This window comes from Shimia sp. Alg240-R146 (assembly GCF_947331465.1).
In the GTDB taxonomy this organism is placed as follows: Bacteria; Pseudomonadota; Alphaproteobacteria; order Rhodobacterales; family Rhodobacteraceae; genus Shimia.
Window position 1 is genome coordinate 131,527 of record NZ_CAMZOK010000003.1, and the last position, 25,341, is coordinate 156,867.

Below are 25,341 nucleotides of genomic sequence, written 5' to 3' on the forward strand. Positions count from 1 at the left end.
TCTGATGGCAACCTCCCCCGCTCCGGACCAGCGCCGGTGCGTGAACTGAAGGAAAATCGCGTGACCGACACGCCTCTGCACTTGGCGAAGCGTGAATTGCAGCGCCTGCTGACCAGCCCCAAAGTCTGGATTGGCGTCTTGGCGGTGGGCCTGATCGCGGGGTTGTCCGGTCCATTCGGAACCATCGACCACCTGTCGCCCCTCCCGCGCCTGATCTATTGGATCCTTCTCTCCGCTTCGGCCTTCTTTGTCGGCTCCGGCGTTGGCACCTTCGTGCACAGCGCTCTGCGTCCGCGCCTTCCGGATCTTGTGACGACGCTTGCGGCCGGGCTGTGCGTGGGCATCGTACTGACGGCGATTCTTGCGGCGATCAATCGTGTCATCTTTGGCATTTCGCCTCTGGATCCAGAACATCTGCTCGGCACGTTTGCCAATGTCGGCGTGATCTCTCTGATCGTCACTGTCGCCTTTGTCGCTTTTGACCGTCTGGACGAAACCCCTGACGACACACCGGAAACACCCCGCCCTGCCGATGCCCTTCTACGCCGCCTTCCGCTGGAAAAACGCGGCCCCCTGCTGTCCCTAAGCGCGACAGATCATTATGTTGAGGTCACAACCCCCAACGGCAGCGATCTGGTCCTCATGCGCCTGAGCGACGCCATCGAACTGGCCACCGGCGTGGACGGCCTGCAAGTGCACCGCTCTCACTGGGTGGCACGCGCCGCGGTTGCGGGAACTCGCCGCGATAACGGTCGCTTGATGCTGCGTCTCACCGACGGGCGTGACATTCCCGTCAGCCGCACCTATGTCTCAGCGGTCAAAGATGCAGGGCTAACTTCGGAGTAACCCCATGGTGGAATGGATCATCACCGACGGTCTAACCGACTACGACACCGCCGTGACCTTCATGGAGGCCCGCGCCGAGGCCATTCACAATGGTGAAGCGGACGAGTGCATCTGGCTGGTAGAACACCCGCCGCTCTACACCGCGGGCACGTCCGCGCGTATCGAAGACCTGAAAGATCCCGACCGTTTCCCGGTCTATGGGTCCAAACGCGGTGGGCAATATACCTATCACGGTCCGGGCCAGCGAGTGGCTTATGTGATGCTTGATCTCAACAAACGCGGCAAGGATGTGCGCCTCTTTGTGCAAATGCTTGAAGAGTGGGTGATTGCAACGCTGGCAGAATTCAATCTGCGCGGCGAGATCCGCGACGGGCGTGTTGGCGTCTGGGTCGAACGCGACGACAAACCGCTGACCGTCGCCGGCCATAAAGCGGAGGATAAGATTGCCGCCATTGGTATTCGCCTGCGCAAATGGATCAGCTTCCACGGCATCTCGATCAACGTCGAGCCTGACCTCAGCCATTTTGACGGCATCGTACCCTGCGGGATCACCGACTACGGGGTGACCTCTCTGGTGGATATGGGCCTGCCGGTGACGATGCATGATCTGGACAGTGCGCTGCAAAAAACCTTTGCCGAACGGTTCTCCTGAAGGTCCGGTTTTCCGCGCAACACGTTAACGGCACCCTGCTTTATGGCACCGTCGGCGCCGTGCGCGGCAACCTCGACACGGGGGCTGGCAGCGTATCTGACAACGGCGTTGCCTATGGCATCGACGTCGAACGCGCCATCGCCAGCAACTGGACCGTCGGTTTTGAGATCCAGCAAAGCGAGTACAGCAACATCAATGGCGGCAGCAATTTGAAAGACACAGCCGCCACGTTGCGTGTGAACTCCCGCTTCTGAACGAACCAAAACCCGGGCGGAACGATCCAGGGGCGCCTCTTTCAGGCGCTCTTTTTTATGCTACACTCCGAAAATTCCCTCCGAGGGCGGACAGATTGTCGCCTTCCCAGTTTTTCGCGTTCCTTCCTGCGTTTGACTGCTAAACTGCGCACCACAGGACCGCGACGAAACATTATTCCAGCTTTAAAAGGTCAGAGACATGAAATCCGTATTTGCTATCGCTGCTGCATCACTCGCCCTCTCCGCTCCGGCATTTGCCGAAGGCGACGCTGAGGCCGGCAAAAAAGGCTTCAACAAATGCAAAGCCTGCCACGCCATCGTTGATGCCGAAGGCAACGTGCTCCTTAAAGGCGGCAAAACCGGTCCCAACCTTTATGGCGTTGTTGGCCGCGTTGCCGGGTCCGAAGACTTCAAATATGGCTCGGGCCTGAAGGACGCCAACGCTGCCGGCTTTGTCTGGACCGCCGAAGAGATCGTGGCCTATTCGGCTGATCCGAAAAAATGGCTGTCTGGCCAAGGCTTCGCAGCCAAATCCAAAATGAGCTACAAGCTCAAAAAGGGCGGCGAAGATATCGTTGCATTCCTGATCTCCGTAGGTCCAGAAATGCCAGCCGAAGACGCCGCATCCGAAGAGACCACCGAAACTACCACTTCGGACTAAGTCCCGGCTTCCGTCACCCACATCATTACCGCGCCCATCTCAATATCTCTGAGGTGGGCGTTTTTCGTTTTCGGGATGGGGTCAGCGCGCTAGTCTCACCGCTATCAAGCAAGGATCAAGACCATGATCACAACGCCACGACTCAAACTCCGCCGCGCCCAGGCCGGTGACCTTGACGATCTGCACCGCATTTTGTCCAACCCCGACGCGATGCGCTATTGGGACACCCTGCCTCATGTCGATAAAGCACAGACCAAGGCGTTTCTGGATGCCACCATCCACGCACCACCCGATCAAAGCGATGATTTTATGCTTGAACATCAGGGGCGGGTAATCGGCAAGGCGGGATGCTGGAGAATTCCGGAAATCGGCATCATCCTGCATCCCGACTATTGGGGCAAAGGTCTCGCAAGCGAGGCCCTGTCTGCCGCTATTCTCCACGTCTTTGACACTCTGCCCGTGGAAAGCCTTACCGCTGACGTTGATCCAAGAAACACTGCATCTTTGACATTGCTCAACCGCTTTGGGTTTGTCGAAACCGGCCGTGCTGAAAAGACGGTCCTTCTTGGCAACGAATGGTGTGACAGCGTCTATCTCGAACTGCGCCGCCCGTCATAACCCCACGCCGCCGCGCTCGCACATTCACCCATCTCGTTTGTCCAAAGCCTCGCCTCGCATCATCCCCATCAACTCCGTGCCGGGCATCGCGTCTTGCGAATACCCAAAGGTACCCTGCCCCAAAACCTCGGCAGCAGCCTTCTGCAACGCACCATATGCAGCCCGCGCCATCGACCCGCCCACGCTGATCCGCGCCACACCTGCCTCTTGCAGCTCGGTCACCGAATACAACGGCGCGCGCAGTCCCATCACAACGTTCACCGGCTTTTCAACTTCAGCACAAACCGTCCTGATCGCATCCAGATCGGGCAACGCCGGTGCATAAAGAACATCCGCACCCGCCTCACCGTAAGCCTGCAATCGTGCAATCGTGTCCCTCAGATCAGGCCGCCCGACAAGGTAGTTCTCCGACCGCGCCGTCAAAACAAACCCAACCTCCCGCGCCGCTTCTGCCGCCGCCGCGACACGGTTCGCCGCCTCTGCAATCTCGTAAACGCCGCCGTCCGGCCCGCCGGTCACATCCTCGATTGAGCCCCCCGCCAAACCGACGCCAGCCGCCAGTCGCACGGTTTCCGCGCAAACCTCAGGCGCAGGCCCGAAGCCATCCTCAAGGTCTGCCGAGACCGGCACATCAACTGCCGCCACAATCGCCGCCGCGTTTTCAAGAATCATCGCCCGCGACACAGCCGCCACCCCGTCCCGGTACCCTGCACTGACCGCACAGCCCGCGCTTGTTGTGGCCAACGCCGCGAATCCCATCTGCTCCAGTATCCGCGCCGACCCTGCATCCCATGGGTTGGGCATCACAAAACCCGCGCCCATTTTATGCATTTTGTGGAATCGGCCCGTTCTGGCCCTCTGCAATTCCGAATTCTCGCCCATTTCACCCTCCCTGACTGGCTTCCATCCCATCAAATCAGAACAAACAGGAAACAAACACCCCCTGCGACACCTTGTAAATTGACCGAACCCCGGTGGGGTGCGACACTTTTTTTTGATCTGCGTCAAATACGGAGATTGCGACTGCGCTCCGTAGTCCCTAAAAACAGCCCGGAATGGGCGTCGGCAAGAATCCGCGCGCCCCAGAAATGTATCAACAGGAGGCGAGGCATGGCAGACGCAGCCATTCAAGGCCACGAACATCATGACGAGCGCAGCTTCTTCACTCGCTGGTTCATGTCCACCAACCACAAAGACATCGGTCTGCTTTATCTGGTCGTGTCGGCACTGGCCGGTTTCATCGCGGTGTTTTTCACCGTTCTGATGCGCATGGAGCTTATGGAGCCCGGCGTTCAATATATGTGTCTGGAAGGCGCGCGCTTCCTGAGCCTCGGCGCAGGTGACGGCCCCTGTACTCCAAACGGCCACCTCTGGAACGTTCTGATCACCTACCACGGTGTGTTGATGATGTTCTTCGTGGTGATCCCTGCGCTGTTCGGCGGCTTTGGCAACTACTTCATGCCACTGCAAATCGGCGCGCCGGATATGGCCTTCCCTCGCATGAACAACCTGTCGTTCTGGCTCTATGTGGCTGGTACATCGCTCGGTGTGGCTTCGATGCTTGCGCCAGGCGGCAACGGTCAGTTGGGTTCTGGCGTGGGCTGGGTGCTTTATCCGCCGCTGTCCACGTCCGAAGGCGGCATGTCCATGGACCTCGCCATCTTCGCTGTGCACGTCTCTGGTGCCTCGTCGATCTTGGGCGCGATCAACATGATCACCACCTTCCTGAACATGCGCGCACCGGGCATGACGCTCTTCAAAGTGCCGCTGTTCTCATGGTCGATCTTCGTGACCGCATGGCTGATCCTTCTGGCTCTGCCGGTTTTGGCTGGCGCCATCACCATGTTGCTGACCGACCGCAACTTCGGCACAACCTTCTTTGATCCTGCCGGTGGCGGTGACCCGATCCTTTATCAGCACATCCTGTGGTTCTTCGGTCACCCCGAAGTCTACATCGTGATCCTGCCGGGCTTTGGTATCATCTCGCACGTGATCGCTACCTTCTCGCGCAAGCCTGTCTTTGGTTACCTGCCAATGGTTTGGGCGATCATCGCGATTGGTGCTCTGGGCTTCGTCGTGTGGGCGCACCACATGTACACCGTTGGCATGTCGCTGACACAGCAGTCCTACTTCATGCTCGCCACGATGGTCATTGCGGTCCCGACAGGGGTCAAGATCTTCAGCTGGATCGCCACCATGTGGGGCGGCTCGATCGAGTTCAAAACCCCAATGCTCTGGGCCTTCGGCTTCCTGTTCCTGTTCACCGCTGGCGGTGTAACCGGCATCGTGCTGTCACAAGCCGCTGTGGACCGCTACTACCACGACACCTACTACGTGGTTGCGCACTTCCACTACGTGATGAGCTTGGGTGCTGTTTTTGCCATCTTCGCCGGTATCTACTTCTACTTTGGCAAGATGACGGGTCGTCAGTATCCTGAATGGGCCGGCAAACTGCACTTCTGGACCTTCTTCATCGGTGCAAACCTGACCTTCTTCCCACAGCACTTCTTGGGTCGTCAGGGCATGCCACGCCGCTACATCGACTATCCGGAAGCCTTCGCTTACTGGAACAAGATCAGCTCTTATGGCGCGTTCCTGTCCTTTGCATCTTTCGTGTTCTTCTTCGGCATCGTGATCTACTCACTGCTGCGCGGCGCGAAAGTGACCGAGAACAACTACTGGAACGAGTATGCGGACACTTTGGAATGGACTCTCCCGAGCCCGCCCCCAGAGCACACCTTTGAAATCCTGCCAAAGCAGGAAGACTGGGACAAAGGCCACTCGCACTAAAGAGCGGTCTCATACCAAAATCAAAGAGGCCCCGGAGCATCACCGCCCCGGGGCCTTTTCTTTTCCAACTCTGTGCCGTCATGCCTGATTTCGCCAAGATCAAAGCCTCAACCAACACTGTCTATGACCGACAGGCCACCACCTGGGACGCCAATCGCAACAAAGACTTGCACGAACGCCCATGGATCGACCGGCTGTTGGCCGGCCTGCCCACTCCCGCCCGCTTGCTTGATCTCGGCTGCGGCTCCGCCCGCCCGATCGGCCAATATATCGCAAACCTTGGGCATCACCTCACAGGCATCGACGCCAGCCCCACCATGATTGCACTGGCCCGGAAAAATGTGCCCACCGCCAACTTCCATCAAATGGACCTAACAGCGCTCAGCCTCACAGGCACCTTCGACGCCGTGCTCAGCTGGGACGGTACATTCCACCTTTCTGTCGCAGAACAACGCGCCCTTCTCCCTCAGCTTGCCGGCCTGACCGCCCCCAAGGGAAACCTGCTCCTGACCATCGGACACGGCGAAGGCGAGGTCACCGGCACTGTGGCAGGCGAAACCGTCTACCACGCCTCTCTACACCCGGCCGAATACATCCAAACACTGACCCGACTCGGCTTTGAATCCGTAACCTACACAGCCGACGACCCAACGACGTACGGCCACCACATCCTGCTCGCCACCAACAAGACAACTGCCACATGACACCCGCCCCCTCTTCCTTTTGCCACAAGTATCCCGGGGTGAATTGCCTACTGGGCAAGAGGGGCCGGCCCCTTCCCGCCGAAAGATCCGCCTGATGCCGCACCGCTGGACAGACACGCCCACGCCCGACAAACCGGTCCTAATCCTCTGGCCGCACCGCTCGTTGCCCCGTCGCGGCTTTGCAGCGATGATCCTCTTCGCCTTCACGATGGGCACCATCCCGCTCTACGGGCTTCTGGGCACCATCTTCTTCTGGACCATCCTGCCGTTCATCCTTGCGATGGTGGCCGCTCTTTGGTGGGGCTTGGAACGCTCCTACAAAGACGGCGACATAATCGAAGAACTCCGCCTGACGGGTGACACCTTGCACCTCATCCACAGCCCAGCAAAAGGCGCGCCCAAAAGCTGGGACTGCAACGTCTATTGGGTGCGCGTTGACATGCATGTCTCCGGCGGCCCCGTGCCTCACTACGTCACACTTTCCGGAAATGGCCGCACCGTAGAAATTGGCGCCTTCCTGTCAGAAGACGAACGCAAACTGCTTTTCACAGAACTCACCGACTTTCTAAAACGCACCGCCTGAGCAACCCGACATTTCTGCCGCCACGTCGCTGCCGACGATTTTCTCCGCAATCTGGCGCCACACCGCTAGGCTGTCCCTGAGGACCGGTCATTCACGGAGGACACCATGCCCGTTTCAATGCAAGTACTTTACCCAGTTGCCGAAGGCACCACCTTTGATCACGACTACTACGCGACAACCCATATGGGCCTCGTGGCCGAACACATGGGCCCGCACATCACCTCTGCTCAGGCCAGCAAAGGCCTCGGCGGCGGCGGCCCCGACGTGCCAGCACCCTACCATGTCATCGCGACGATCGTTTTCCCGGATCAACCCTCAATGGATGCGGCCATGGCAGCTTCCGGCCCAGTGATGGCGGACGTGCCAAACTTCACAAACATCCGCCCCACAGTGATGATCGGTGAAGTGCTCGGCTGATCAATACGGGAACGACATGCCCGTCCCCACGCCAAACTCACATCCGAGCATTGAGGGGCGGACTACTCCGGATCTGTAGGCACAATCCGCTGATAGAGATGCCACGTGGTATGACCCAGAACGGGCAACGTTACGACCAGCCCCAAAAATGCCGGCACGAGCGAAAGCAAAATGGTCAGCGATACAATCGCTGCCCAACACAGCATGATCACAGGATTTTCCGTAACCGCACGCACCGATGTGATCATGGCGGACACAAAATCGATCTGTCGATCAAGCAGCATCGGCATGGCAACGACTGTCACCGAAAACAGCGCCGCCGATAAGAAAGCCCCCGCACAAGTGCCGATGGCAAGGAAAGTCCACCCTTCCGGCGTGAAAAAGACGGCCGTTACAAACCCGTCAAAGCCCGAGAACGACACATCTTTGAGGATGATCGCCAGCCACAACCGTATCTGGTAAATCCACACCCAAAATACGAACAAAGTGACAAAAGCCATCCAGCCCAACTCTCGTTTGCGCTGATTGGCCATCACGGTGAGGATATCTGTCCAGCCGAAAGACTCGCCCGCTTGCATGCGGCGCGACATCTCATAGAGGCCTGCCGCCGCAAATGGCGCCACCAATGGAAAGCCGACGATGGCCGGAATGATCATCCATATCTGCCCAAGCCACAGCAGGCTCCAGACAAACAGCAATCCGAATACCGCATAGAAGAGGCCAAAAAAGCCGCTCATGATCGGACGCGCCAGAAAATCTGCCACACCAGCCCTAAGAGCAAAAGCAATATCGCTGGCGCTCACCTGACCAACCTGCGGCAATGCCGGTGGCGCGGGCGTCTCTGTTGCGGCGGTCTCGGAGTTCTCGGGTTTGGATGTCATGGGCGCACCTCCTTGCAGATCGCGCCGCCGGTTGCGCTTGCCAACAAACGCTGCGGTTACGACGCCACTCTCCTCAGCTCAAAGGGTGCGCTGACAAGGGTTCAAGAGCAAGCCCGTCGTGTAAGTAAGCGCGCACAAAAGAAGGGGCACCGTTTGGCGCCCCTTTTCTGTGTTCTGCTACCAGTGCTTAGGCCATGCCGCCACGCACCAGCCCGTCAGCAATCCGCGCATAGGCCTGCGCCATCTCACTGTCGCCTGCAGCAATCGGTGTGCCACCGTCACCTGCCAGCCGAGTGTCCAGATCAATCGGCAAGGCACCCAGCAACGGCACACCCAGCTTCTCGGCCTCGGCAGCCACTCCGCCATGGCCAAAGATATGGGATTCATGTCCACACTTCGGGCAATGGAACAGGCTCATGTTTTCAATCAGCCCCAGCACCGGCGTTTTAAGCTGATCAAACATGCCCAACGCCTTTCGCGCATCCAAAAGCGCCACATCTTGCGGGGTGCTGACAACGATCGCGCCGGTCAGTTCTGTCTTCTGACACAGCGTCAATTGCACGTCGCCGGTGCCCGGTGGCAGATCCACGATCAACACGTCCAGATCGCCCCACTGCACTTGCGTCAGCATCTGCTGCAACGCGCCCATAAGCATTGGCCCACGCCACACCACGGGTTTGTCTTCCTCCAACATAAAGCCAAGCGACATGATCGTTACGCCATGAGCATGTAAAGGAATGATGGTTTTGCCGTCTGGACTAGCAGGGCGTTTGTTCACCCCCATCATGCGCGGCTGGCTTGGGCCATAAATATCCGCATCCAACAGTCCGACTTTGCGACCCTGCTTGGCCAAGGCCACCGCAAGATTTGACGACACTGTCGATTTGCCCACGCCACCTTTGCCAGACCCAACCGCCAGAATGCGATCCACACCGGCTACCTTCATCGGACCAGCTTGCGGCTTAGGATGCCCGCCAATTTTCAGACTCGGCGGCGCAGCAGCAGGCGCCGCAGCAGGCGCTGCCTGCCCGCCGGAATGTGCAGTCAACACCACCGACACCTCACTGACGCCGTCCATTGATGCCACCAAATCCTCCGCCGCCTGACGCAACGGTCCCATTTTCTGCGCGATCTCTGCGTTTGGCGCCTCGATCACAAATCGCACCACACCTTCCGTCACGGAAAGCGCCCGCACAAAATCATGCGACACAAGATCGCCACCATCCGGCAGAGAGATCCGACGTAACGTCGCAAGCACTGACTCTTTTGTTACCGCCACCATTTTCCTCACTTTCTGCATTGCAGCATACTTTTTAGGCACGCTCACTTTTACAATTTCTTCACAAATAGGCCTTTGTTTTCCGTATCTTGCCTAAATTGCTGCCTTTTCCAAGGTGACGCTACGTTCGTATTCCACTGACGCATAGCTGCTTTGCACAGCCGGGTATTGTGCACCTGCAGCAACACCCTATATCACCATCATCAAGACGAAACGAAACGAACACCGCACGATGCTCGAGGTATCAAGATGGCATATGTAACAAACACAAACACCGTGGCAACCGCCACCGAAGCCCGCGGCCTCTCGGTTCTGTTTTCGAACCTCGCAGAGAAATGGCGCCAATACCGCGTTTACCGCGAAACATACTCCGAGCTGATGGACCTGTCTGATCGCGATCTCGCTGATCTGGGCCTGAACCGCTCGATGATCCGCCGCCTGGCCATCGAGGCCAGCCGCGAGCACTAAAAATTTCGGGAAGCCGCTCCTCCCTCAGGCTTTCCAATTCAGCGATGGTGTCTCTCCTCCTCCCTGACATCATCGCAAGAACATCGGGCCCAAAGGCCCAACGGAATCAAGGTCTCCTCTCCTCCTCCCTGGAGATCTTGTGACTAGAGCGACGGCACCTCTCCTCCTCCCTGGTGTCGTCGCACCAGAACATCGGGCCACATGGCCCAACGGGATCAAGGGTTCCTCTCCTCCTCCCTGGAACCTTTGAGACTAGAGCGACGGCGCCTCTCCTCCTCCCTGGCGTCGTCGCACTACCAACATCGGGCCGATCCGGCCCACCGAGATCAGGGCCTTCCTCTCCTCCTCCCTGGAGGGCTTTGACACAAGAACGGCGGCGCCTCTCCTCCTCCCTGGCGCCGCCGTTTCTTTTTTCTCAAGGCTGTTTTCGGGGTCAGCTCCCCTATGTGTTAAGGCGTCAAAGACCCGCGCTCGGTCGCGCCTTTATCTTCTCGAACCACGCCTGCGAGGCCGCGTTTCCTTCAGGTATGCCTTGCTTCACGATCCGCGCAAAATCGCAGAATACAAACCCCGTGATATCGGCCATCGTGAAATCATCCCCCGCAAGGAACGCACTTTCCGACAACCGCGCCTCCAACGTATCAAAGAACCGTCCCAGCCGCAGAATGCCCCGCTCCGCCAACGCCGGAATCTGCGCGTAATCCACTGCCCCCGGCAACGCCCGCCCCTTCAGAGCAGGCGTCGAATTGCGCAACGCCTCTGCGATGGCCATGCCCGCATGAAACTCGCAGATCGCGTTCCACATCAACACTTTGCCCTTCTCATCAGGCGTCACGCCCATCAACGGCGGCTCAGGGCACATCGCTTCCAAATAGCCCGCAATGGCGATGTTTTCGGTCAGCGGTGCACCCTCATCTGTCACAAGAACCGGCACGGTGCCATGAGGGTTGATTGCTAAAAATTCGGGCTTCCGGTGCGCATCGTGGCGCAAATCCACCTGCTGCACCTCCACATCAATGCCCTTTTCGGCCATAAACATGCGCGCGCGCCGCGGGCTGGGCGCTGTGGAACAGTCGTAAAAGATCATGAAGGCCTCCTCTGGTTGCTCCCAGCCAACGCCGCAAGCGGCAAACTGTCAATCAGATCACCCCCGTCTGACGCCTCGTCAAAGCGTCCGCCCGCCAGTAAACGAAAGCCGCTTCCTCTTGCCAAAAATATCCTGGGGGAGCGCCAGCTTGCTGGCGCGGGGGCAAAGCCCCCCTAGCTATTCAAAAAATCGACCTCAAAACGGAACATCACCCGGCGCAGTCACAAATCGTGCGACAACTTTTTTCTCGCCCGCTTTCTCAAAATCCACGGTCAGCTTGTCACCCTCGATATCGGTCACCACGCCATAGCCAAATTTCTGGTGAAACACCCGATCATCAACGGTGAAACTGCTCACCGCTGTCAAATCTATTGCCGCGGCTTTGCTTTCCTTGGGTTGGCTGGTGCCATAGTGCCCGCTGCGCGATTGCATCCGCTTCCAACCGGGCGAATTATAGACATTCGCGTCCGCAACTTTCGCCTCAAGCCCCGACGACATGCCGCCGCCGCCTCCGCCACCGGTATGCCCGTAAAGGCCAGGAGGCGTGAGTACTTCAACGTTGTCTTCGCTCAGTTCATCAATGAACCGGCTTGGCATCTGGCTTTGCCACTGCCCAAACACACGCCGGTTGCCGGCAAAGGAAACCGTGCAGACTTCTTCGGCCCGCGTGATGCCCACATAGGCCAACCGCCGCTCTTCCTCGAGCCCTTTAAGGCCGCTTTCGTCCATCGACCGCTGGCTTGGAAACAGCCCGTCTTCCCACCCCGGCAAGAATACGGCAGGGAACTCAAGCCCCTTGGCGCCGTGCAGGGTCATAATGGTAACTTTTTCATCACCATCATTGTCGTCCCGATCCATGATCAGGCTGACGTGCTCCAGAAATCCCTGAAGATTGTCAAAGCTTTCCAATGCCTTGACCAACTCCTTAAGGTTTTCAAGCCGCCCCGGCGCTTCCGGCGTTTTGTCGTTCTGCCACATAGCGGTGTATCCCGCCTCATCCAGAATGACCTGCGCCAGCTCAACATGGCCAAGCTCTGGCTGGCCCTCTTGAAGACGCGTCGCCTGCACTGTGGCGCCATCATCAATCACGGCATCGTCGTCCAAAGCCACCCCGACAACCGGCGCAGCCCCCTGCCGACGCCAGCGGTCCACACCATCCAGCAAGATCGCCAGTTCCTTGGCCCCTTTGCCGCCGATGCCTTTTTCTTCGATCAAAATGCGTGCGCCTTCCAAAAGGCTCACCCCATTGGCCCGCGCGCAGGTCTGGATTTTCTGCTGTGCCACATTGCCAAGGCCCCGCTTGGGCGTGTTCACAATCCGCTCAAATGCCAGATCGTCTTCCGCACTCACAACCAGCCGGAAATAGGCCATCGCATCGCGAATTTCGAGCCGCTCGTAAAACCGCGGCCCGCCAATCACACGATAAGGCAGGCCAATCGTCAGAAAGCGATCTTCAAAGGCGCGCATCTGATGGCTTGCCCGCACCAAAATCGCCATATCCTCCAGCGACTTGCGCTCCATGCCGCGTGTGCCGCGCTGCATCGCTTCAATCTCTTCGCCAACCCAGCGCGCTTCTTCCTCGCCATCCCAATGGCCGATCAAACGCACTTTCTCGCCGTCGTCCGCCTCCGTCCAAAGCTCCTTGCCTAGCCGGTTTTCATTGCCGCGAATGACTGAACTCGCCGCCGCCAGAATATTGCCCGTCGAGCGGTAATTCTGCTCAAGCCGAACCACATGCGCGCCCTCGAAATCTTTCTCAAAGCGCAGGATGTTGCCCACCTCGGCCCCGCGCCAGCCGTAAATCGACTGATCATCGTCGCCCACGCAGCAGATGTTTTTGTGCCCCTGCGCCAACAGGCGCAGCCACAGATACTGCGCGACGTTGGTATCCTGATACTCGTCGACCAAAATATAGCGGAACCAGCGCTGATACTGCGCAAGCACATCGGGGTGTTGCTGAAAAATTGTCACCACATGCAGCAGCAAATCGCCAAAATCACAGGCATTCAGCTCTTTCAAGCGCACCTGATACTGCGCATAAAGCTTGCCGCCGCGATGGTTATATGCCCCTGCATCCGCCGCCGACAGCTTCTCCGGCGTCAGCGCCTTGTTCTTCCAGCCATCGATCAACGACGCCAGCTGACGCGCCGGCCAACGCTTGTCGTCAATATTGGCGGCGGACACCAACTGCTTGAGCAGGCGCAGCTGATCGTCCGTGTCCAGAATGGTGAAATTGCTCTTTAACCCCACCAGTTCCGCATGGCGCCGCAAAAGCTTCACACAGATTGCGTGGAACGTGCCAAGCCACGGCATGCCCTCAATCTGATGGCCCAGCATGTTGCCCACGCGGGTCTTCATCTCTTTGGCGGCCTTATTTGTAAACGTCACCGCCAAAATCTCATTTGGCCGTGCCTTGTTCATATTGAGTAGATGCACAATCCGCGCCGTCAACGCCTTGGTCTTGCCCGTGCCAGCGCCCGCCAGCATCAACACCGGCCCGTCCATTTGCTCCACCGCTTCGCGCTGCGCTGGGTTCAGCTCGTTCAGGTATGGCATCGGCCGCGCCATCATCGCGCGGGCCGACAGGGATGCGCCTTCGAAGGCGGCGAATTCATCGTCAAAACTGCTCATGACCGGCAATCTATCGCGCCAAATCCGCGATTGAAAGTTCTCTTTATGTTCACTTGGCTTGTAAGTCAGATACTGCTTTCATGTAATCAGGAGAGAGCTTTTGGGTAAATCAAATTACATAGGCGGACATTCGACAATCTCGCGGACCGGAGCCTGGGGAACCTGGGATCCAGCGGAGGAGAAGAAAAAACCAAAGAAGGCAAAGGCTAATTCACCGTCGACGTCCAATGAAAGAACCGCAAACTCAGTTAAAGTATCCAAAAAGCAGCGCAGACTCGACGCTCAAAAAGCAAAGCAAAAACTAATGGACAATTTCGCAATGAGATGCGCTCTAGCTGAGATCCACAACAAACCTCGACCGGATCAACCCAGCGGCCTAAGACTAAAACGTAAACACACTAAGCGGATCGCCAAATTTGAAGAACGAGTGATAGAATGGCGGAAGAAGTTCTCTTGGAAGGCTTCCGACCAATAATGAATCTGCACGCCAAATACCCCGCACTCAGCGACCTTCGCGCCAAGGCACAACGCCGAATCCCCAAATTCGTGTGGGAGTATCTCGACAGCGCCACCGGAGAAGAGCGCACCAAGGCCCGCAACCGCGCCAAGCTGGACGACATCCTGTTCAATCCCTCAATTTTGCACGGCGACATCACACCCGACACCACAACCACGCTTTTGGGTCAGCGCTATCCGCTGCCGGTCGGCATGGCCCCGATAGGCATGTCCGGCCTGATGTGGCCCGACGCTGAGTTTTCGCTCGCCCGCGCCGCCGCCACAGCAAATGTGCCATATTGCATCTCGACTGTCGCAACCAAGACACCCGAAGAGATGGCGCCACACATTGGCGAAAACGCGTGGTTCCAGCTGTATCCACCCCGCGACGAAGGCATCCGCAAAGACCTCCTGTCCCGCGCCAAAACTGCCGGATTTTCCACATTGGTTCTGACTGTCGACGTGCCCATCGCCAGCCGCCGCGAACGTCAGGTGCGCTCGGGCCTGACAACGCCCCCCCGTTTGACCCCCCGCTTGCTGGCACAAGTGGCAATGCGTCCGGCTTGGGCTTTGGCCACCGCGCGCGCCGGCATGCCCCGCATGAAGCTGATTGACGACTATGCCGAGGAGGTCAGCGGCCTCAGTTCCACCGCGCACGCAGGCTATCTTCTGCGCACCTCGCCGGATTGGGATTACCTCAAATGGCTGCGCGATCATTGGGACGGCCCGCTTGTGGTCAAAGGCGTGATGCGGCCTGATGACGCCAAACGCCTCACGGCCACAGGCGTTGACGCACTTTGGCTGTCCAATCACGCAGGCCGTCAATTCGACGCAGCTCCTGCGCCCATTGAGGTCCTGCCAGCCGTCCGCGCGGTCACCGACTTGCCACTGATCGTCGACAGCGGCTTTGAAACCGGCTTGGACATCCTTCGGGCGTTGGCTTTGGGTGCCAACTTTGTCTTTATGGGACGCGGATTCCACTACGCAGTTTGCGCCTTGGGTGAAACCGGCCCCGCGCATCTTCTCGATATTCTGGCCAAAGACCTGGAGGCCAACATGGGCCAGCTGGGTGCGAGAACTTTTGCCGATGTGCCGGCCGCATTGGTGACGTAGGCGGGCCGGGCTATTCCGCTGTCAAATCCTTCGGCATTGCGTCAAACGCCACCTGCGCTGTAACCACCGGCAATCCAGACGTGATCCAGCCCGTGCCGCGCGGTCCGCCAACCATACCTTCGGTCACATCCAGAACGCCCTCGATGCCGTTCTGCGCTAACGCTTGCATCAAACGCCCTGTGCGGTTGCCCGTCCGGCAGATGATCGCCACCTTGCGTCCGGGATTGCGGTCAATCACCGCCATCAACCAGCCGCCAAAGTCCTGATGCCGCATGTCCAGTGGCCAGGCGCCTTCGGCGACGCCGGTTTCCTGCCACTCCTGCGGCGTGCGCACATCAATCAAAATCAATTCGCCAGAGGCGAGCGCTTTGCTGGCCGCTCCGGCACTCAAAGTTTCCACCTCAGCGCGCGCGCCAATTGGGAAACCCAAAGCAGCAGCAGCCATCACAAAAACACGACGAGTCAGCATAAACACATTCCAATTATTGCGTATGTTTTTTGCCATGCAGGGCATTAATGCGCAAGGCACTCACCTGCGAAAAAATCGACCAAGTTACAATAGTACCCAAATCAACGACTTTCAGCACGATTCAGTCTCGGCACCACCGTGTTATCGCTGACACCTATAGGCACGCCTTCAAATGTAACACAAATCTTACAAATACGGGTCTCTGGGTATTGCGCTGCATTGCGGCGAACGGCTAGCAATTCGCGCAAACACCGACAGAGCCACAAAGGGGGAAGCCTGCCGATGCCCGATTTCCAAAAGATCCTGATCGCCAACCGCGGCGAAATTGCCATCCGCGTCATGCGTGCCGCGAACGAGATGGGCAAAAAGACGGTCGCCGTCTTTGCCGAAGAAGACAAACTTGGTCTGCACCGCTTCAAAGCCGACGAAGCATACCGCATCGGTGAAGGCATGGGGCCCGTTGCCGCCTATCTCTCGATCGAGGAAATCATCCGCGTCGCCAAAGAATGTGGCGCCGACGCGATCCACCCCGGCTACGGCCTGCTGTCGGAAAACCCTGACTTCGTGGATGCCTGCGCCGCCAATAACATCACCTTCATCGGCCCCAAAGCCGCAACCATGCGCGCCCTTGGTGACAAAGCCTCAGCCCGCAATGTTGCGGTCGAGGCCGGTGTGCCCGTCATCCCTGCCACCGAAGTGCTCGGCGACGACATGGACGCCATCAAGAAGGAGGCCGCCGAAGTTGGCTACCCTCTGATGCTCAAAGCCTCCTGGGGCGGCGGTGGCCGCGGCATGCGACCCATTTTCTCCGAAGATGAAGTTGAGGAGAAAGTCCTCGAAGGCCGCCGCGAAGCCGAAGCTGCTTTTGGCAACGGCGAAGGCTATCTGGAAAAGATGATCACCCGCGCCCGCCACGTCGAGGTGCAAATCCTTGGCGACCAGCAGGGCAACATCTATCATCTGTATGAACGCGACTGTTCCGTTCAGCGCCGCAACCAAAAGGTCGTTGAACGCGCGCCGGCACCGTATCTCTCTGAGGCACAGCGCGAGGAAATCTGTGAACTGGGCCGCAAAATCTGCGCCCATGTGAACTACGAATGCGCCGGCACCGTCGAATTCCTGATGGATATGGAAACCGGCAAGTTCTACTTCATCGAGGTGAACCCCCGCGTGCAGGTGGAACACACCGTAACTGAGGAAGTCACCGGCATCGACATCGTTCAGGCCCAGATCCTGATCGCCGAAGGAAAATCGCTGGCCGAGGCCACCGGCAAATCCAGCCAGTATGACATCCGCCTCAACGGTCACGCGCTGCAAACCCGCGTCACCACCGAGGACCCGCAGAACAACTTCATTCCGGACTATGGCCGCATCACCGCTTATCGCTCAGCGACTGGCATGGGCATCCGTCTCGATGGTGGAACCGCTTACGCTGGCGGCGTCATCACCCGGTTTTATGACTCGCTTCTGACCAAAGTCACCGCCCACGCTCAAACACCGGAGAAGGCGATCAAGCGCATGGACCGCGCGCTGCGTGAATTCCGTGTGCGGGGCGTGTCGACCAACATCTCTTTTGTCGAAAACCTGCTGAAACACCCGACGTTTCTAAACAACCAGTATACGACAACCTTCATCGACCAGACGCCGGAACTGTTCAAATTCGCCAAACGGCGTGACCGCGGCACCAAGGTTTTGACTTACATCGCCGACATCACCGTCAACGGCCACCCCGAGACAACTGACCGTCCCGCGCCCGCCGCTGACATGAAAACGCCGATTGCACCTGCCAAAAAAGCCGCGCCTGCATATGGCACGCGCAACCTGCTTGAGGACAAAGGCCCGCAGGCTGTGGCCGACTGGATGAAAGCGCAGAAACAACTGCTCTTGACCGACACCACCATGCGCGACGGCCACCAGTCCTTGCTCGCCACCCGCATGCGCTCGATCGACATGATCAAGGCGGCACCGACCTATGCCGCCAACCTGCCGCAGCTGTTCTCGGTGGAATGTTGGGGCGGCGCGACCTTTGATGTGGCATACCGCTTTTTGCAGGAATGCCCATGGCAGCGTCTGCGCGATCTGCGCGTGGCCATGCCCAACCTGATGACACAGATGTTGCTGCGCGCCTCCAACGGCGTCGGCTACACCAACTACCCCGACAACGTCGTGCAGGAATTTGTCCGCCAAGCGGCCGAAACCGGCGTCGACGTATTCCGCGTGTTTGATAGCCTCAACTGGGTCGAGAACATGCGCGTCGCGATGGATGCTGTGGTCGAGAGCGGCAAGGTCTGCGAAGGCACAATCTGCTACACCGGCGATCTTTTGGATCCAAACCGCGCCAAATATGACATCAACTATTATGTCTCGATGGCCAAAGAGCTTGAGGCTGCAGGCGCCCACATCCTTGGCCTCAAAGACATGGCCGGCCTGATGAAACCCGCCTCCGCTCGCGTGCTGATCAAAGCGCTCAAGGAAGAGGTCGGCCTGCCAATCCACTTCCACACCCACGACACTTCCGGCATTGCCGGCGCAACCATTCTCGCCGCCGCTGATGCTGGCGTAGATGCCGTTGACGCCGCAATGGATGCCTTCTCGGGGGGCACCTCGCAACCGTGCCTCGGCTCCATTGTTGAGGCCACACGCAACACCGACCGCGACACCGGCCTTGATATCAAAGCCGTGCGCGAACTGTCTGAATATTGGGAAGGCGTACGCGCCCAATATACTGCGTTTGAAAGCGGCCTCGCCGCGCCTGCCTCCGAGGTCTATCTGCACGAAATGCCCGGCGGACAGTTCACCAATCTCAAAGCTCAGGCCCGCAGCCTTGGCCTTGAGGAAAAATGGCACGAGGTCGCCCAGACCTACGCCGACGTGAACCAGATGTTTGGCGACATCGTCAAAGTGACGCCGTCGTCCAAAGTGGTCGGCGACATGGCCCTGATGATGGTCTCCCAAGGCCTCACCCGCGAAGAGGTCGAAAACCCCGACACCGACCTGTCTTTCCCTGACTCGGTGGTGGACATGATGCGCGGCAACTTGGGCCAGCCCCACGGCGGCTTCCCCTCCGCGATCATCGACAAGGTGCTTAAAGGCGAAAAACCAAACCTTGAGCGGCCCGGCAAACACCTTGCCCCCGTTGATCTCGAAGCCACCCGCGCCGAGCTGTCCAAAGAACTCGAAGGCTTTGAAGTCGATAACGAGGATCTCAACGGCTACCTGATGTATCCCAAGGTCTTCCTCGACTACATGGGCCGCCACCGCCAATACGGCCCAGTGCGCGCCCTGCCGACTCGCGCGTTCTTCTATGGGATGGAACCCGGCGAAGAAATCACCGCCGAAATCGACCCGGGCAAGACGCTAGAAATCCGGCTTCAAGCGATTGGCGAAACCGACGAGAACGGCGAGGTCAAAGTCTTCTTCGAACTCAACGGCCAACCCCGCGTGATCCGTGTGCCAAACCGTCTGGTCAAATCGTCCACTGCCACGCGCCCCAAAGCCGAAGTCGGCAACAAAAACCACATCGGCGCGCCGATGCCTGGTGTTGTCGCCTCGGTTGCCGTGACCGTCGGCCAAGAGATCAAAGAAGGCGACATGCTATTGACGATTGAAGCCATGAAAATGGAAACCGGCATCCACGCGGAGCACGACGCCACGGTCAAAACCGTACACGTCGGCCCCGGCGGTCAAATCGACGCCAAAGACCTGCTGATCGAGCTGGAATAAAACCCACTGGGTTTTGGTCCACAATCGGATCGCTAGACATAAGAACGCCGCCGGAGACCACCGGTGGCGTTTTTTCTTTTACTCGATGAAGCGCACCAGTTTTCGGTGAGGCCGCGGCGCGGTGACGCCACGCGATATCATGACGTCGAAGTCTCCACGATACGTCCGGCCACCAATCAACCACCACGCCTGAAATCAGAGCAGCCTTGATCTTACGGAAGTGAGATACAATAACATAACAATATACTGCGAATCTTTCAGTACGTTCCAACCGGAGACACCCCATGACCCTCAAATCCGCTCTTCTTTGCTCGACGATTATGTGCGTCGCAATGCCCGCCCTCGCGGAGGAAAAGCGCGAGCTTTCCGCCCATATGCACGGGCATGGGGCGCTGAATATCGCTCTTGAAGGCAGCCAGCTTATGATGGAACTGGAAGCTCCTGGCTTCGACATCGTTGGCTTTGAACATGCCGCCACGTCAGATGCCGACAAAGCCGCAATTGAAACGGCACTCGCGCAGCTTTCCAAACCGATGGACTTGATTTCCTTACCCGAAGGTGCAGCTTGCCAATTGAGTGAGGCGTCTGTGGACCTGCATGGCGAAGAAGATCAGGGGGAGGACCACCACGACGAGGAACATGAGCACGAGCACGATGATCACGGTAGTGAGGATCACGCGGATGACCATGATGACCATGATGACCATGATGACCATGATGACCATGATGACCATGATGACCACTCCGAAGGCGAAAGCCACTCCGAATTTCACGCATCTTACGAATTCACCTGCGATGACCCCTCAAAGCTGACCAAGATCGATTTGACCTATTTCAATGTCTTCCCAAATGCGGAAGAGTTGGAGGTGCAAGTCGTCACCGATGCAGGTGCCTCCAAAGTTGAAGCCTCCGCCGATATGCCGACGATCAAACTGAACTAGACCAGAGGACGCCCCCCTGCGAATGACCGCCGCTGTAGAAATCAACGACGTGACATTTACGTGGCGTGGTCGCACTTCGTTTTCGCTCGCCATACCGGAACTTTCGGTCACGGCGGGCGAAAAGCTGTTTTTGCTCGGCGAAAGCGGCAGCGGGAAATCCACACTTCTCAGTTTAATCTGCGGCATCAACACACCGGATCGGGGTATGATCTCGATTGGCGGGGTGTCTTTGTCTGATCTCAGGCCGGCTGCCCGCGACAAATTTCGCGCCGAGCACATTGGCGTCATCTTTCAGATGTTCAACCTTTTGCCCTACGCCTCCCCGCTGGAAAACATCCTTCTGCCGTTGTCCTTTGCGCCAGCGCGACGCGCTCAGGTCGACGTCCCCAAAGACGAGGCGATGCGCTTGGCGACGGCTCTGGGACTTCCAGAGGAAATGGTGACGCAGGCCAACACCACCGAACTCAGCATCGGCCAACAACAACGAGTGGCCGCCGCCCGCGCATTGATCGGAAAACCCAAGCTCATCATCGCAGATGAGCCGACCTCTTCTTTGGACGCCTCCACGCAAGAGGCCTTTATCAAGCTTCTTATGACCCAGACCGAGGACGCAGGCGCGACACTGATCATGGTGTCCCACGATCAACGCCTGTCCGCGCAATTTGATCGCAGCTTGGATCTGGCGCATGTGTCCCGGATCACGCGGGGGACACCATGATCCTCTTTCGCCTCGCCTTCAAATCCCTGCTCAGCCGAATTCTGACCGTCAGCCTGACTATTTTTGCGATCGCCCTGTCGGTTGCGCTGTTTCTCGGGGTGGAAAAAGTTCGAACCGGCGCCAAAGCCAGCTTTGCGGACACAATTTCCGGAACCGACCTGATTGTCGGGGCACGGTCAGGCGGTGTGCAACTGTTGCTCTATTCCGTGTTCCGCGTCGGAAATGCCACGAACAACGTCACTTGGCAAAGCTATCAGGACATCGCAAACCGCGACGAAGTCGAATGGATTGTGCCGTTGTCTCTGGGCGACAGCCATCGCGGATTTCGCGTCTTGGGCACAACGGCTGAATTTTTTGACCGCTACAAATACCGTGGTGGCCGAGACGTCCAATTCGTGGACGGTCTAGCGTTTGGCGACCTATTTGACGCCGTGATCGGCGCTGATGTAGCGGCCGCTTTGGACTACACCCTTGGCGACGAGATAATCGTTGCACACGGGATCGCGTCTTTCACCGAGCATGACGACAAACCTTTCAAAGTCTCAGGCGTTCTCAAGAAAACCGGCACCCCGGTAGATCGCACCGTCTTTGTCAGTCTGGAAGCGATCGAAGCCATTCACATCGACTGGCAAGGCGGCGGTCGTTCGCAAAACACAATCAGCGCCGAAGACGTGCGGCAGATGGAGTTAAAACCCAAAGCCGTCACAGCCGCCTTGGTTGGGGTCACTTCGCGACTCAAGATATTCGGTCTGCAACGCTGGGTGAATGAATACTCCGAAGAGCCCCTCTTGGCGATTTTACCCGGTGTTGCGCTCAGCGAGCTATGGAGCCTAATTGGCGTGGCTGAAACCGCTCTGGTCGGGGTTTCGATCATGGTCGTCATCACCGCGCTTCTGGGCATGGTGGCGATGATTTTCTCCGGCTTGAACGAGCGACGACGGGAAATGGCTTTGCTGCGCGCAATAGGCGCGCGGCCCCGAACGATCCTGATGCTTCTGACCACCGAGGCCGCTTTGATGAGCTTCGTGGCCGTTTTACTGGGCGTGACGCTGCTCTACACAGGATTGTTTGTTGCACGATCCCACATTGATGCTGCATTTGGACTGTATCTGGACATAACATGGCCCACGGCACGCGAATATATCGTCTTGGCGCTGGTTGTTGTGGCTGGAACGGCAGTGAGCTTGATCCCTGCCCTACGTGCTTACTTCCTGTCTCTCGCAGACGGGATGCAGGTGCGCAACTGACACGTTCAAAAAGGAAAACCATGCAGTCACGTCGCGCGTTTCTGGCCAAAATGGCCGCCACTGCCATCGTCGCAAATGTCTCGCCAGCAATGGCGCGCGACCTGCTGGAGTTGGATTGGGCAGATCTCATACCCGAAGGAGACACCGGACAGCTGATTGAACAACTGCGCGGGCTTGGTGTGGTACAACACAACCAGCTGTCCACAGGATTTGAACAACTGGAATCCAGCGGCGTAACAGACGCGTTTGACGGAAAAATCGTGCGTTTGCCCGGCTTCGTCGTCCCTTTAGATTTCAGCGCAAGCGGCGTGACAGAATTCATCCTCGCGCCATTCGTCGGGGCCTGCATTCACGTACCGCCCCCGCCGGCGAACCAACTTGTTCTGGTGAGCGCAAAAAAACCGTATGTGATGAAAGACATGTTTGATCCCGTAGAAGTCACGGGCGTATTTGGTACAAGTTCCAACCAAACCGAGCTTGCCGAGATAGGCTATACGATGATGTCCGCGAAAGTGCGCCTCCATCGGCCATAGCGCGCGATCAAATCCAAACCTGTACTTACGGACGGCCGTCCGTTACGGCAGGGGTGACGCAAACAAGACCAGTCGCAACTGGCATCGCCCCCTTGCAACTTCAGGAACCAAACATGGCGCAAAAAGCCACAATCTACAAAATTGAGCTTTCTGTCTCGGACATGGACCGTCACTACTATGACACCCACCGATTGACCGTCGCAAAGCATCCCTCAGAGACTGACGAGCGGTTGATGGTACGTGTTCTGGCATTTGCCCTGAATGCCCAAGAGGGCTTGGAAATGACCAAGGGACTGTCCACAGATGATGAGCCGGACGTCTGGAGAAAAAGCCTAAGCGGCGAGTTGGAGTTATGGATCGCTTTGGGGCTTCCGAGCGAAAAGATCGTGCGGCAATCCTGCGGCAAAGCCAAAAATGTAGTGATCTACAGCTACGGCGGCAGAACCGCCGAGATGTGGTGGGACAAACTCAAAAACAGCACCTCTAGGTTTGACAATCTCCGGGTTGTGAACCTGCCCGAGACCGCCACCTCTGATCTGGCAAAACTGGCGAGCCGCTCGATGAAGCTACAAGTGAACATTCAGGATGGCGATGTGATGGCCAGCGTCGATGACGGCATTGTTTACATCACGCCAATCGAGCTGAAAGGCGCCGCATCTCAGTAGAGCCGCAAGACGGCCCAAGTTCTTGTATTTCTTTGGCGCCCAGCGCTGAAGTCTTGGGCGTAAAAAGAGCGTCCTTCCTAACCGTTTTTAAAAACATCCTAGTTCCGGCAGACGAGACTCAAGAGCGCATTCAAGACGATTTGACCTTTCCGGTACCGCACGATTGACCATTGGCTCCATTGATCTCAGGTCATGGGACGATGGTCGGCTCCGCCGCGTTCAAGGTATCGCGCGCAAATCCCGCGGCGGCTTTGTATTTTGCCATAAAGTCTTCGCGCTCGACTTTGGCGATAACAGTGTCGATGTCGTCAAATTCCCCACCGCAGCGGTCGTTCACCATATTCAGAAGCCCAAACGGCCCTGCCCCGCGGTTGCGCAAAATCAGTTCTGAAACCGGCCCACACAGCACATCGTTATAAGCCGCCAGCGCCTGCACGCCGACACCGTGTTCCAGAAACATGGCGCCAAGGGTTCTCGCGTCAATAATCGCCTGACTGGCCCCGTTTGATCCGGTTGGATACATCGCGTGCGCCCCGTCCCCCATCAATGCCACAGGTCCGTCTACCCATGTGGGCACCGGATCGCGGTCGATCATAGGGTTTTCGTACGCCACGTCTGCCCCACGTATCATCGCGGGAACATCCAACCAGTCAAAAGTCCAATTCTCAAAATGATGGATGAAATCCTGCAATTCCACTTGCTTGAACCACCCCTTGGTTCTTCGGGACTCAGGATCCTCCTCAACGACTTCCGCAATCCAATTGACCAACGCCAGGCCGGTGTCCGGATCAGGGGGCGAAATCGGATAAATCACCATGCGTTGTGCATGTGTGCCAAGACCGACAAACGATGATCCGGTCCTCACCGGCTTGGCCCAAGATGTGCCCCGCCACATCACAGCGCCGCCCCAATGAATGTCTGGCTGATCGGGATGCATATGCGCCCGAATGGCGGAATGGATGCCGTCTGCTCCGATCAACACTGTGCCGGTTTCCCGCACTTCCTGTCCGTCTTTTTGAAGGACTAGCGTTGCGCGACCGTCGTCTTCGATCTCATACCCCGTCGCACGGTGGCCCAGCCGTACCGCGTCAGGGCCAGCAAGCTCTACAAACCGCCGATAGAGCGCCATGTGGAATTCACCGCGATGAACGGCGTATTGCGGCCAGTGATAGCCCGCCTCGGTGCCGCGCGCTTCTGCATAGATCTCCTGACCATTCTGCCCGACCAGCGCCCATTCCTTCACAGGAACGCCGATTTGATCCAGATCGGCAGCACCAAAGCCCAGATCATAAAGCTCGCGCACCGCGTTTGGTTGCAAATTGATCCCGACGCCAAGCGGCTTCAAATCGCGCACCGCTTCAAACACGACGCACTCAACGCCAATCTGATGAAGGGTCAGCGCAAGCGACAGCCCCCCGATGCCACTGCCTGCGATAAGAACTTTTTGCTGGGCCATCTGAAACTCCTGTTAGAATTACCCGTTTATCACAATGGACAATCAGGTCGACAGGGCGAGAGAGCGCAGCCCTTTTAGCAAACACAAGTGGCGCGACTGACCAGACCCGC

At 57.8% G+C, this 25,341-nt stretch carries 24 protein-coding genes; 17 read left to right on the top strand and 7 right to left on the bottom strand.

Features of this window, described 5'->3' with window-relative positions; translation table 11 throughout:
• Window positions 1-60: 60 nt before the first annotated feature.
• The 5 genes from PG871_RS16245 (at window position 61) to PG871_RS16265 (ending at window position 3,031) form a co-directional block, all read left to right on the top strand.
• A complete protein-coding gene (locus tag PG871_RS16245; RefSeq protein WP_270731110.1) occupies window positions 61-846 on the top strand; it encodes a LytTR family DNA-binding domain-containing protein in 786 nt (261 codons plus the stop codon).
• A gap of 4 nt (window positions 847-850) precedes the next feature.
• Window positions 851-1,498, top strand: coding sequence for a lipoyl(octanoyl) transferase LipB (gene lipB, locus PG871_RS16250; protein WP_270731112.1), 648 nt, complete (start codon window positions 851-853; stop codon window positions 1,496-1,498).
• Window positions 1,499-1,533: 35 nt separating this feature from the next.
• Window positions 1,534-1,752: an outer membrane beta-barrel protein gene (locus PG871_RS16255; protein WP_270732719.1), complete on the top strand. Its 219-nt coding sequence runs from the start codon at window positions 1,534-1,536 to the stop codon at window positions 1,750-1,752.
• Window positions 1,753-1,951: 199 nt separating this feature from the next.
• Window positions 1,952-2,413, top strand: coding sequence for a c-type cytochrome (locus PG871_RS16260; protein WP_270731114.1), 462 nt, complete (start codon window positions 1,952-1,954; stop codon window positions 2,411-2,413).
• A gap of 123 nt (window positions 2,414-2,536) precedes the next feature.
• Window positions 2,537-3,031, top strand: coding sequence for a GNAT family N-acetyltransferase (locus PG871_RS16265; RefSeq protein ID WP_270731116.1), 495 nt, complete (start codon window positions 2,537-2,539; stop codon window positions 3,029-3,031).
• Window positions 3,032-3,055: 24 nt separating this feature from the next.
• Here the strand turns inward: PG871_RS16265 and PG871_RS16270 are convergent, their stop codons facing one another.
• Window positions 3,056-3,862: an isocitrate lyase/PEP mutase family protein gene (locus tag PG871_RS16270; protein WP_270731118.1), complete on the bottom strand. Its 807-nt coding sequence runs from the start codon at window positions 3,860-3,862 to the stop codon at window positions 3,056-3,058.
• A gap of 279 nt (window positions 3,863-4,141) precedes the next feature.
• Here PG871_RS16270 and ctaD point away from each other — a divergent pair, with 279 nt between their 5' ends.
• From ctaD to PG871_RS16290, 4 genes are all read left to right on the top strand, one after another.
• Entirely contained in the window at window positions 4,142-5,821 is a 1,680-nt protein-coding gene (gene ctaD, locus PG871_RS16275; RefSeq protein WP_270731121.1) for a cytochrome c oxidase subunit I, read from the top strand.
• Window positions 5,822-5,901: 80 nt separating this feature from the next.
• Window positions 5,902-6,525 (top strand): class I SAM-dependent DNA methyltransferase, encoded by a 624-nt coding sequence (locus tag PG871_RS16280; RefSeq protein WP_270731123.1) that lies wholly within the window; start codon window positions 5,902-5,904, stop codon window positions 6,523-6,525.
• 94 nt (window positions 6,526-6,619) lie between these two features.
• Complete coding sequence (locus PG871_RS16285) at window positions 6,620-7,108, top strand: DUF2244 domain-containing protein (RefSeq protein WP_270731125.1); 489 nt, start codon at window positions 6,620-6,622, stop codon at window positions 7,106-7,108.
• Between the two features lie 105 nt (window positions 7,109-7,213).
• Window positions 7,214-7,525, top strand: coding sequence for an EthD family reductase (locus PG871_RS16290; RefSeq protein WP_270731127.1), 312 nt, complete (start codon window positions 7,214-7,216; stop codon window positions 7,523-7,525).
• A gap of 62 nt (window positions 7,526-7,587) precedes the next feature.
• Here the strand turns inward: PG871_RS16290 and PG871_RS16295 are convergent, their stop codons facing one another.
• On the bottom strand, window positions 7,588-8,406 hold the full coding sequence (locus PG871_RS16295) for a DUF2189 domain-containing protein (RefSeq protein ID WP_270731129.1): 819 nt from the start codon (window positions 8,404-8,406) through the stop codon (window positions 7,588-7,590).
• A gap of 187 nt (window positions 8,407-8,593) precedes the next feature.
• Window positions 8,594-9,706 (bottom strand): Mrp/NBP35 family ATP-binding protein, encoded by a 1,113-nt coding sequence (locus PG871_RS16300; RefSeq protein ID WP_443020507.1) that lies wholly within the window; start codon window positions 9,704-9,706, stop codon window positions 8,594-8,596.
• 228 nt (window positions 9,707-9,934) lie between these two features.
• On the opposite strand from PG871_RS16300, the gene PG871_RS16305 reads away from it, so the two are divergent.
• Complete coding sequence (locus tag PG871_RS16305; protein WP_270731131.1) at window positions 9,935-10,153, top strand: DUF1127 domain-containing protein; 219 nt, start codon at window positions 9,935-9,937, stop codon at window positions 10,151-10,153.
• 457 nt (window positions 10,154-10,610) lie between these two features.
• Here the strand turns inward: PG871_RS16305 and PG871_RS16310 are convergent, their stop codons facing one another.
• Together PG871_RS16310 and PG871_RS16315 are read right to left on the bottom strand one after the other, a co-directional pair.
• Entirely contained in the window at window positions 10,611-11,240 is a 630-nt protein-coding gene (locus tag PG871_RS16310; protein WP_270731132.1) for a glutathione S-transferase family protein, read from the bottom strand.
• Window positions 11,241-11,435: 195 nt separating this feature from the next.
• On the bottom strand, window positions 11,436-13,871 hold the full coding sequence (locus tag PG871_RS16315; RefSeq protein ID WP_270731134.1) for an ATP-dependent helicase: 2,436 nt from the start codon (window positions 13,869-13,871) through the stop codon (window positions 11,436-11,438).
• Between the two features lie 474 nt (window positions 13,872-14,345).
• Here PG871_RS16315 and PG871_RS16320 point away from each other — a divergent pair, with 474 nt between their 5' ends.
• The gene (locus PG871_RS16320) at window positions 14,346-15,479 is read left to right on the top strand and encodes an alpha-hydroxy acid oxidase (RefSeq protein WP_270731136.1); all 1,134 of its coding nucleotides are present in this window, start codon (window positions 14,346-14,348) and stop codon (window positions 15,477-15,479) included.
• 10 nt (window positions 15,480-15,489) lie between these two features.
• Here PG871_RS16320 and PG871_RS16325 read toward each other — a convergent pair whose 3' ends face one another.
• Window positions 15,490-15,948 carry a rhodanese-like domain-containing protein gene (locus tag PG871_RS16325; protein ID WP_270731139.1) on the bottom strand — a complete coding sequence of 153 codons (459 nt, stop codon included), beginning with the start codon at window positions 15,946-15,948 and terminating at the stop codon, window positions 15,490-15,492.
• A 282-nt stretch (window positions 15,949-16,230) separates the two neighbouring features.
• Here PG871_RS16325 and PG871_RS16330 point away from each other — a divergent pair, with 282 nt between their 5' ends.
• The 6 genes from PG871_RS16330 to PG871_RS16355 all read left to right on the top strand — a co-directional run bounded on the left by PG871_RS16330 (window position 16,231) and on the right by PG871_RS16355 (window position 23,775).
• On the top strand, window positions 16,231-19,671 hold the full coding sequence (locus PG871_RS16330; protein WP_270731142.1) for a pyruvate carboxylase: 3,441 nt from the start codon (window positions 16,231-16,233) through the stop codon (window positions 19,669-19,671).
• Between the two features lie 284 nt (window positions 19,672-19,955).
• On the top strand, window positions 19,956-20,612 hold the full coding sequence (zrgA, locus tag PG871_RS16335) for a zinc uptake protein ZrgA (RefSeq protein WP_270731144.1): 657 nt from the start codon (window positions 19,956-19,958) through the stop codon (window positions 20,610-20,612).
• Window positions 20,613-20,634: 22 nt separating this feature from the next.
• Complete coding sequence (locus PG871_RS16340; protein ID WP_270731145.1) at window positions 20,635-21,330, top strand: ABC transporter ATP-binding protein; 696 nt, start codon at window positions 20,635-20,637, stop codon at window positions 21,328-21,330.
• Window positions 21,330-22,577 carry an ABC transporter permease gene (locus tag PG871_RS16345; RefSeq protein ID WP_270732722.1) on the top strand — a complete coding sequence of 416 codons (1,248 nt, stop codon included), beginning with the start codon at window positions 21,330-21,332 and terminating at the stop codon, window positions 22,575-22,577. Before PG871_RS16340 ends, PG871_RS16345 begins: the two co-directional genes overlap by 1 nt.
• Before the next feature lie 20 nt (window positions 22,578-22,597).
• The gene (locus tag PG871_RS16350; protein WP_270731147.1) at window positions 22,598-23,110 is read left to right on the top strand and encodes a DUF3299 domain-containing protein; all 513 of its coding nucleotides are present in this window, start codon (window positions 22,598-22,600) and stop codon (window positions 23,108-23,110) included.
• A gap of 113 nt (window positions 23,111-23,223) precedes the next feature.
• A complete protein-coding gene (locus PG871_RS16355) occupies window positions 23,224-23,775 on the top strand; it encodes a YaeQ family protein (protein ID WP_270731149.1) in 552 nt (183 codons plus the stop codon).
• A gap of 190 nt (window positions 23,776-23,965) precedes the next feature.
• On the opposite strand, the gene PG871_RS16360 is transcribed toward PG871_RS16355, so the two are convergent.
• Entirely contained in the window at window positions 23,966-25,231 is a 1,266-nt protein-coding gene (locus PG871_RS16360; protein WP_270731152.1) for a flavin-dependent oxidoreductase, read from the bottom strand.
• Between the last annotated feature and the right edge of the window lie 110 nt (window positions 25,232-25,341).

Coding starts and splice junctions, on each gene's coding strand:
- zrgA (WP_270731144.1), top strand. CDS start 19,956: ATGACCCTCAAATCCGCTCTTCTTTGCTCGACGATTATGTGCGTCGCA.
- PG871_RS16360 (WP_270731152.1), bottom strand. CDS start 25,231: ATGGCCCAGCAAAAAGTTCTTATCGCAGGCAGTGGCATCGGGGGGCTG.
- PG871_RS16315 (WP_270731134.1), bottom strand. CDS start 13,871: ATGAGCAGTTTTGACGATGAATTCGCCGCCTTCGAAGGCGCATCCCTG.
- PG871_RS16300 (WP_443020507.1), bottom strand. CDS start 9,706: ATGCAGAAAGTGAGGAAAATGGTGGCGGTAACAAAAGAGTCAGTGCTT.
- PG871_RS16350 (WP_270731147.1), top strand. CDS start 22,598: ATGCAGTCACGTCGCGCGTTTCTGGCCAAAATGGCCGCCACTGCCATC.
- PG871_RS16290 (WP_270731127.1), top strand. CDS start 7,214: ATGCCCGTTTCAATGCAAGTACTTTACCCAGTTGCCGAAGGCACCACC.
- PG871_RS16270 (WP_270731118.1), bottom strand. CDS start 3,862: ATGCATAAAATGGGCGCGGGTTTTGTGATGCCCAACCCATGGGATGCA.
- PG871_RS16340 (WP_270731145.1), top strand. CDS start 20,635: ATGACCGCCGCTGTAGAAATCAACGACGTGACATTTACGTGGCGTGGT.
- PG871_RS16355 (WP_270731149.1), top strand. CDS start 23,224: ATGGCGCAAAAAGCCACAATCTACAAAATTGAGCTTTCTGTCTCGGAC.
- PG871_RS16295 (WP_270731129.1), bottom strand. CDS start 8,406: ATGACATCCAAACCCGAGAACTCCGAGACCGCCGCAACAGAGACGCCC.
- PG871_RS16310 (WP_270731132.1), bottom strand. CDS start 11,240: ATGATCTTTTACGACTGTTCCACAGCGCCCAGCCCGCGGCGCGCGCGC.
- PG871_RS16285 (WP_270731125.1), top strand. CDS start 6,620: ATGCCGCACCGCTGGACAGACACGCCCACGCCCGACAAACCGGTCCTA.
- PG871_RS16305 (WP_270731131.1), top strand. CDS start 9,935: ATGGCATATGTAACAAACACAAACACCGTGGCAACCGCCACCGAAGCC.
- PG871_RS16325 (WP_270731139.1), bottom strand. CDS start 15,948: ATGCTGACTCGTCGTGTTTTTGTGATGGCTGCTGCTGCTTTGGGTTTC.
- PG871_RS16330 (WP_270731142.1), top strand. CDS start 16,231: ATGCCCGATTTCCAAAAGATCCTGATCGCCAACCGCGGCGAAATTGCC.
- ctaD (WP_270731121.1), top strand. CDS start 4,142: ATGGCAGACGCAGCCATTCAAGGCCACGAACATCATGACGAGCGCAGC.
- PG871_RS16280 (WP_270731123.1), top strand. CDS start 5,902: ATGCCTGATTTCGCCAAGATCAAAGCCTCAACCAACACTGTCTATGAC.
- PG871_RS16320 (WP_270731136.1), top strand. CDS start 14,346: ATGAATCTGCACGCCAAATACCCCGCACTCAGCGACCTTCGCGCCAAG.
- lipB (WP_270731112.1), top strand. CDS start 851: ATGGTGGAATGGATCATCACCGACGGTCTAACCGACTACGACACCGCC.
- PG871_RS16260 (WP_270731114.1), top strand. CDS start 1,952: ATGAAATCCGTATTTGCTATCGCTGCTGCATCACTCGCCCTCTCCGCT.
- PG871_RS16265 (WP_270731116.1), top strand. CDS start 2,537: ATGATCACAACGCCACGACTCAAACTCCGCCGCGCCCAGGCCGGTGAC.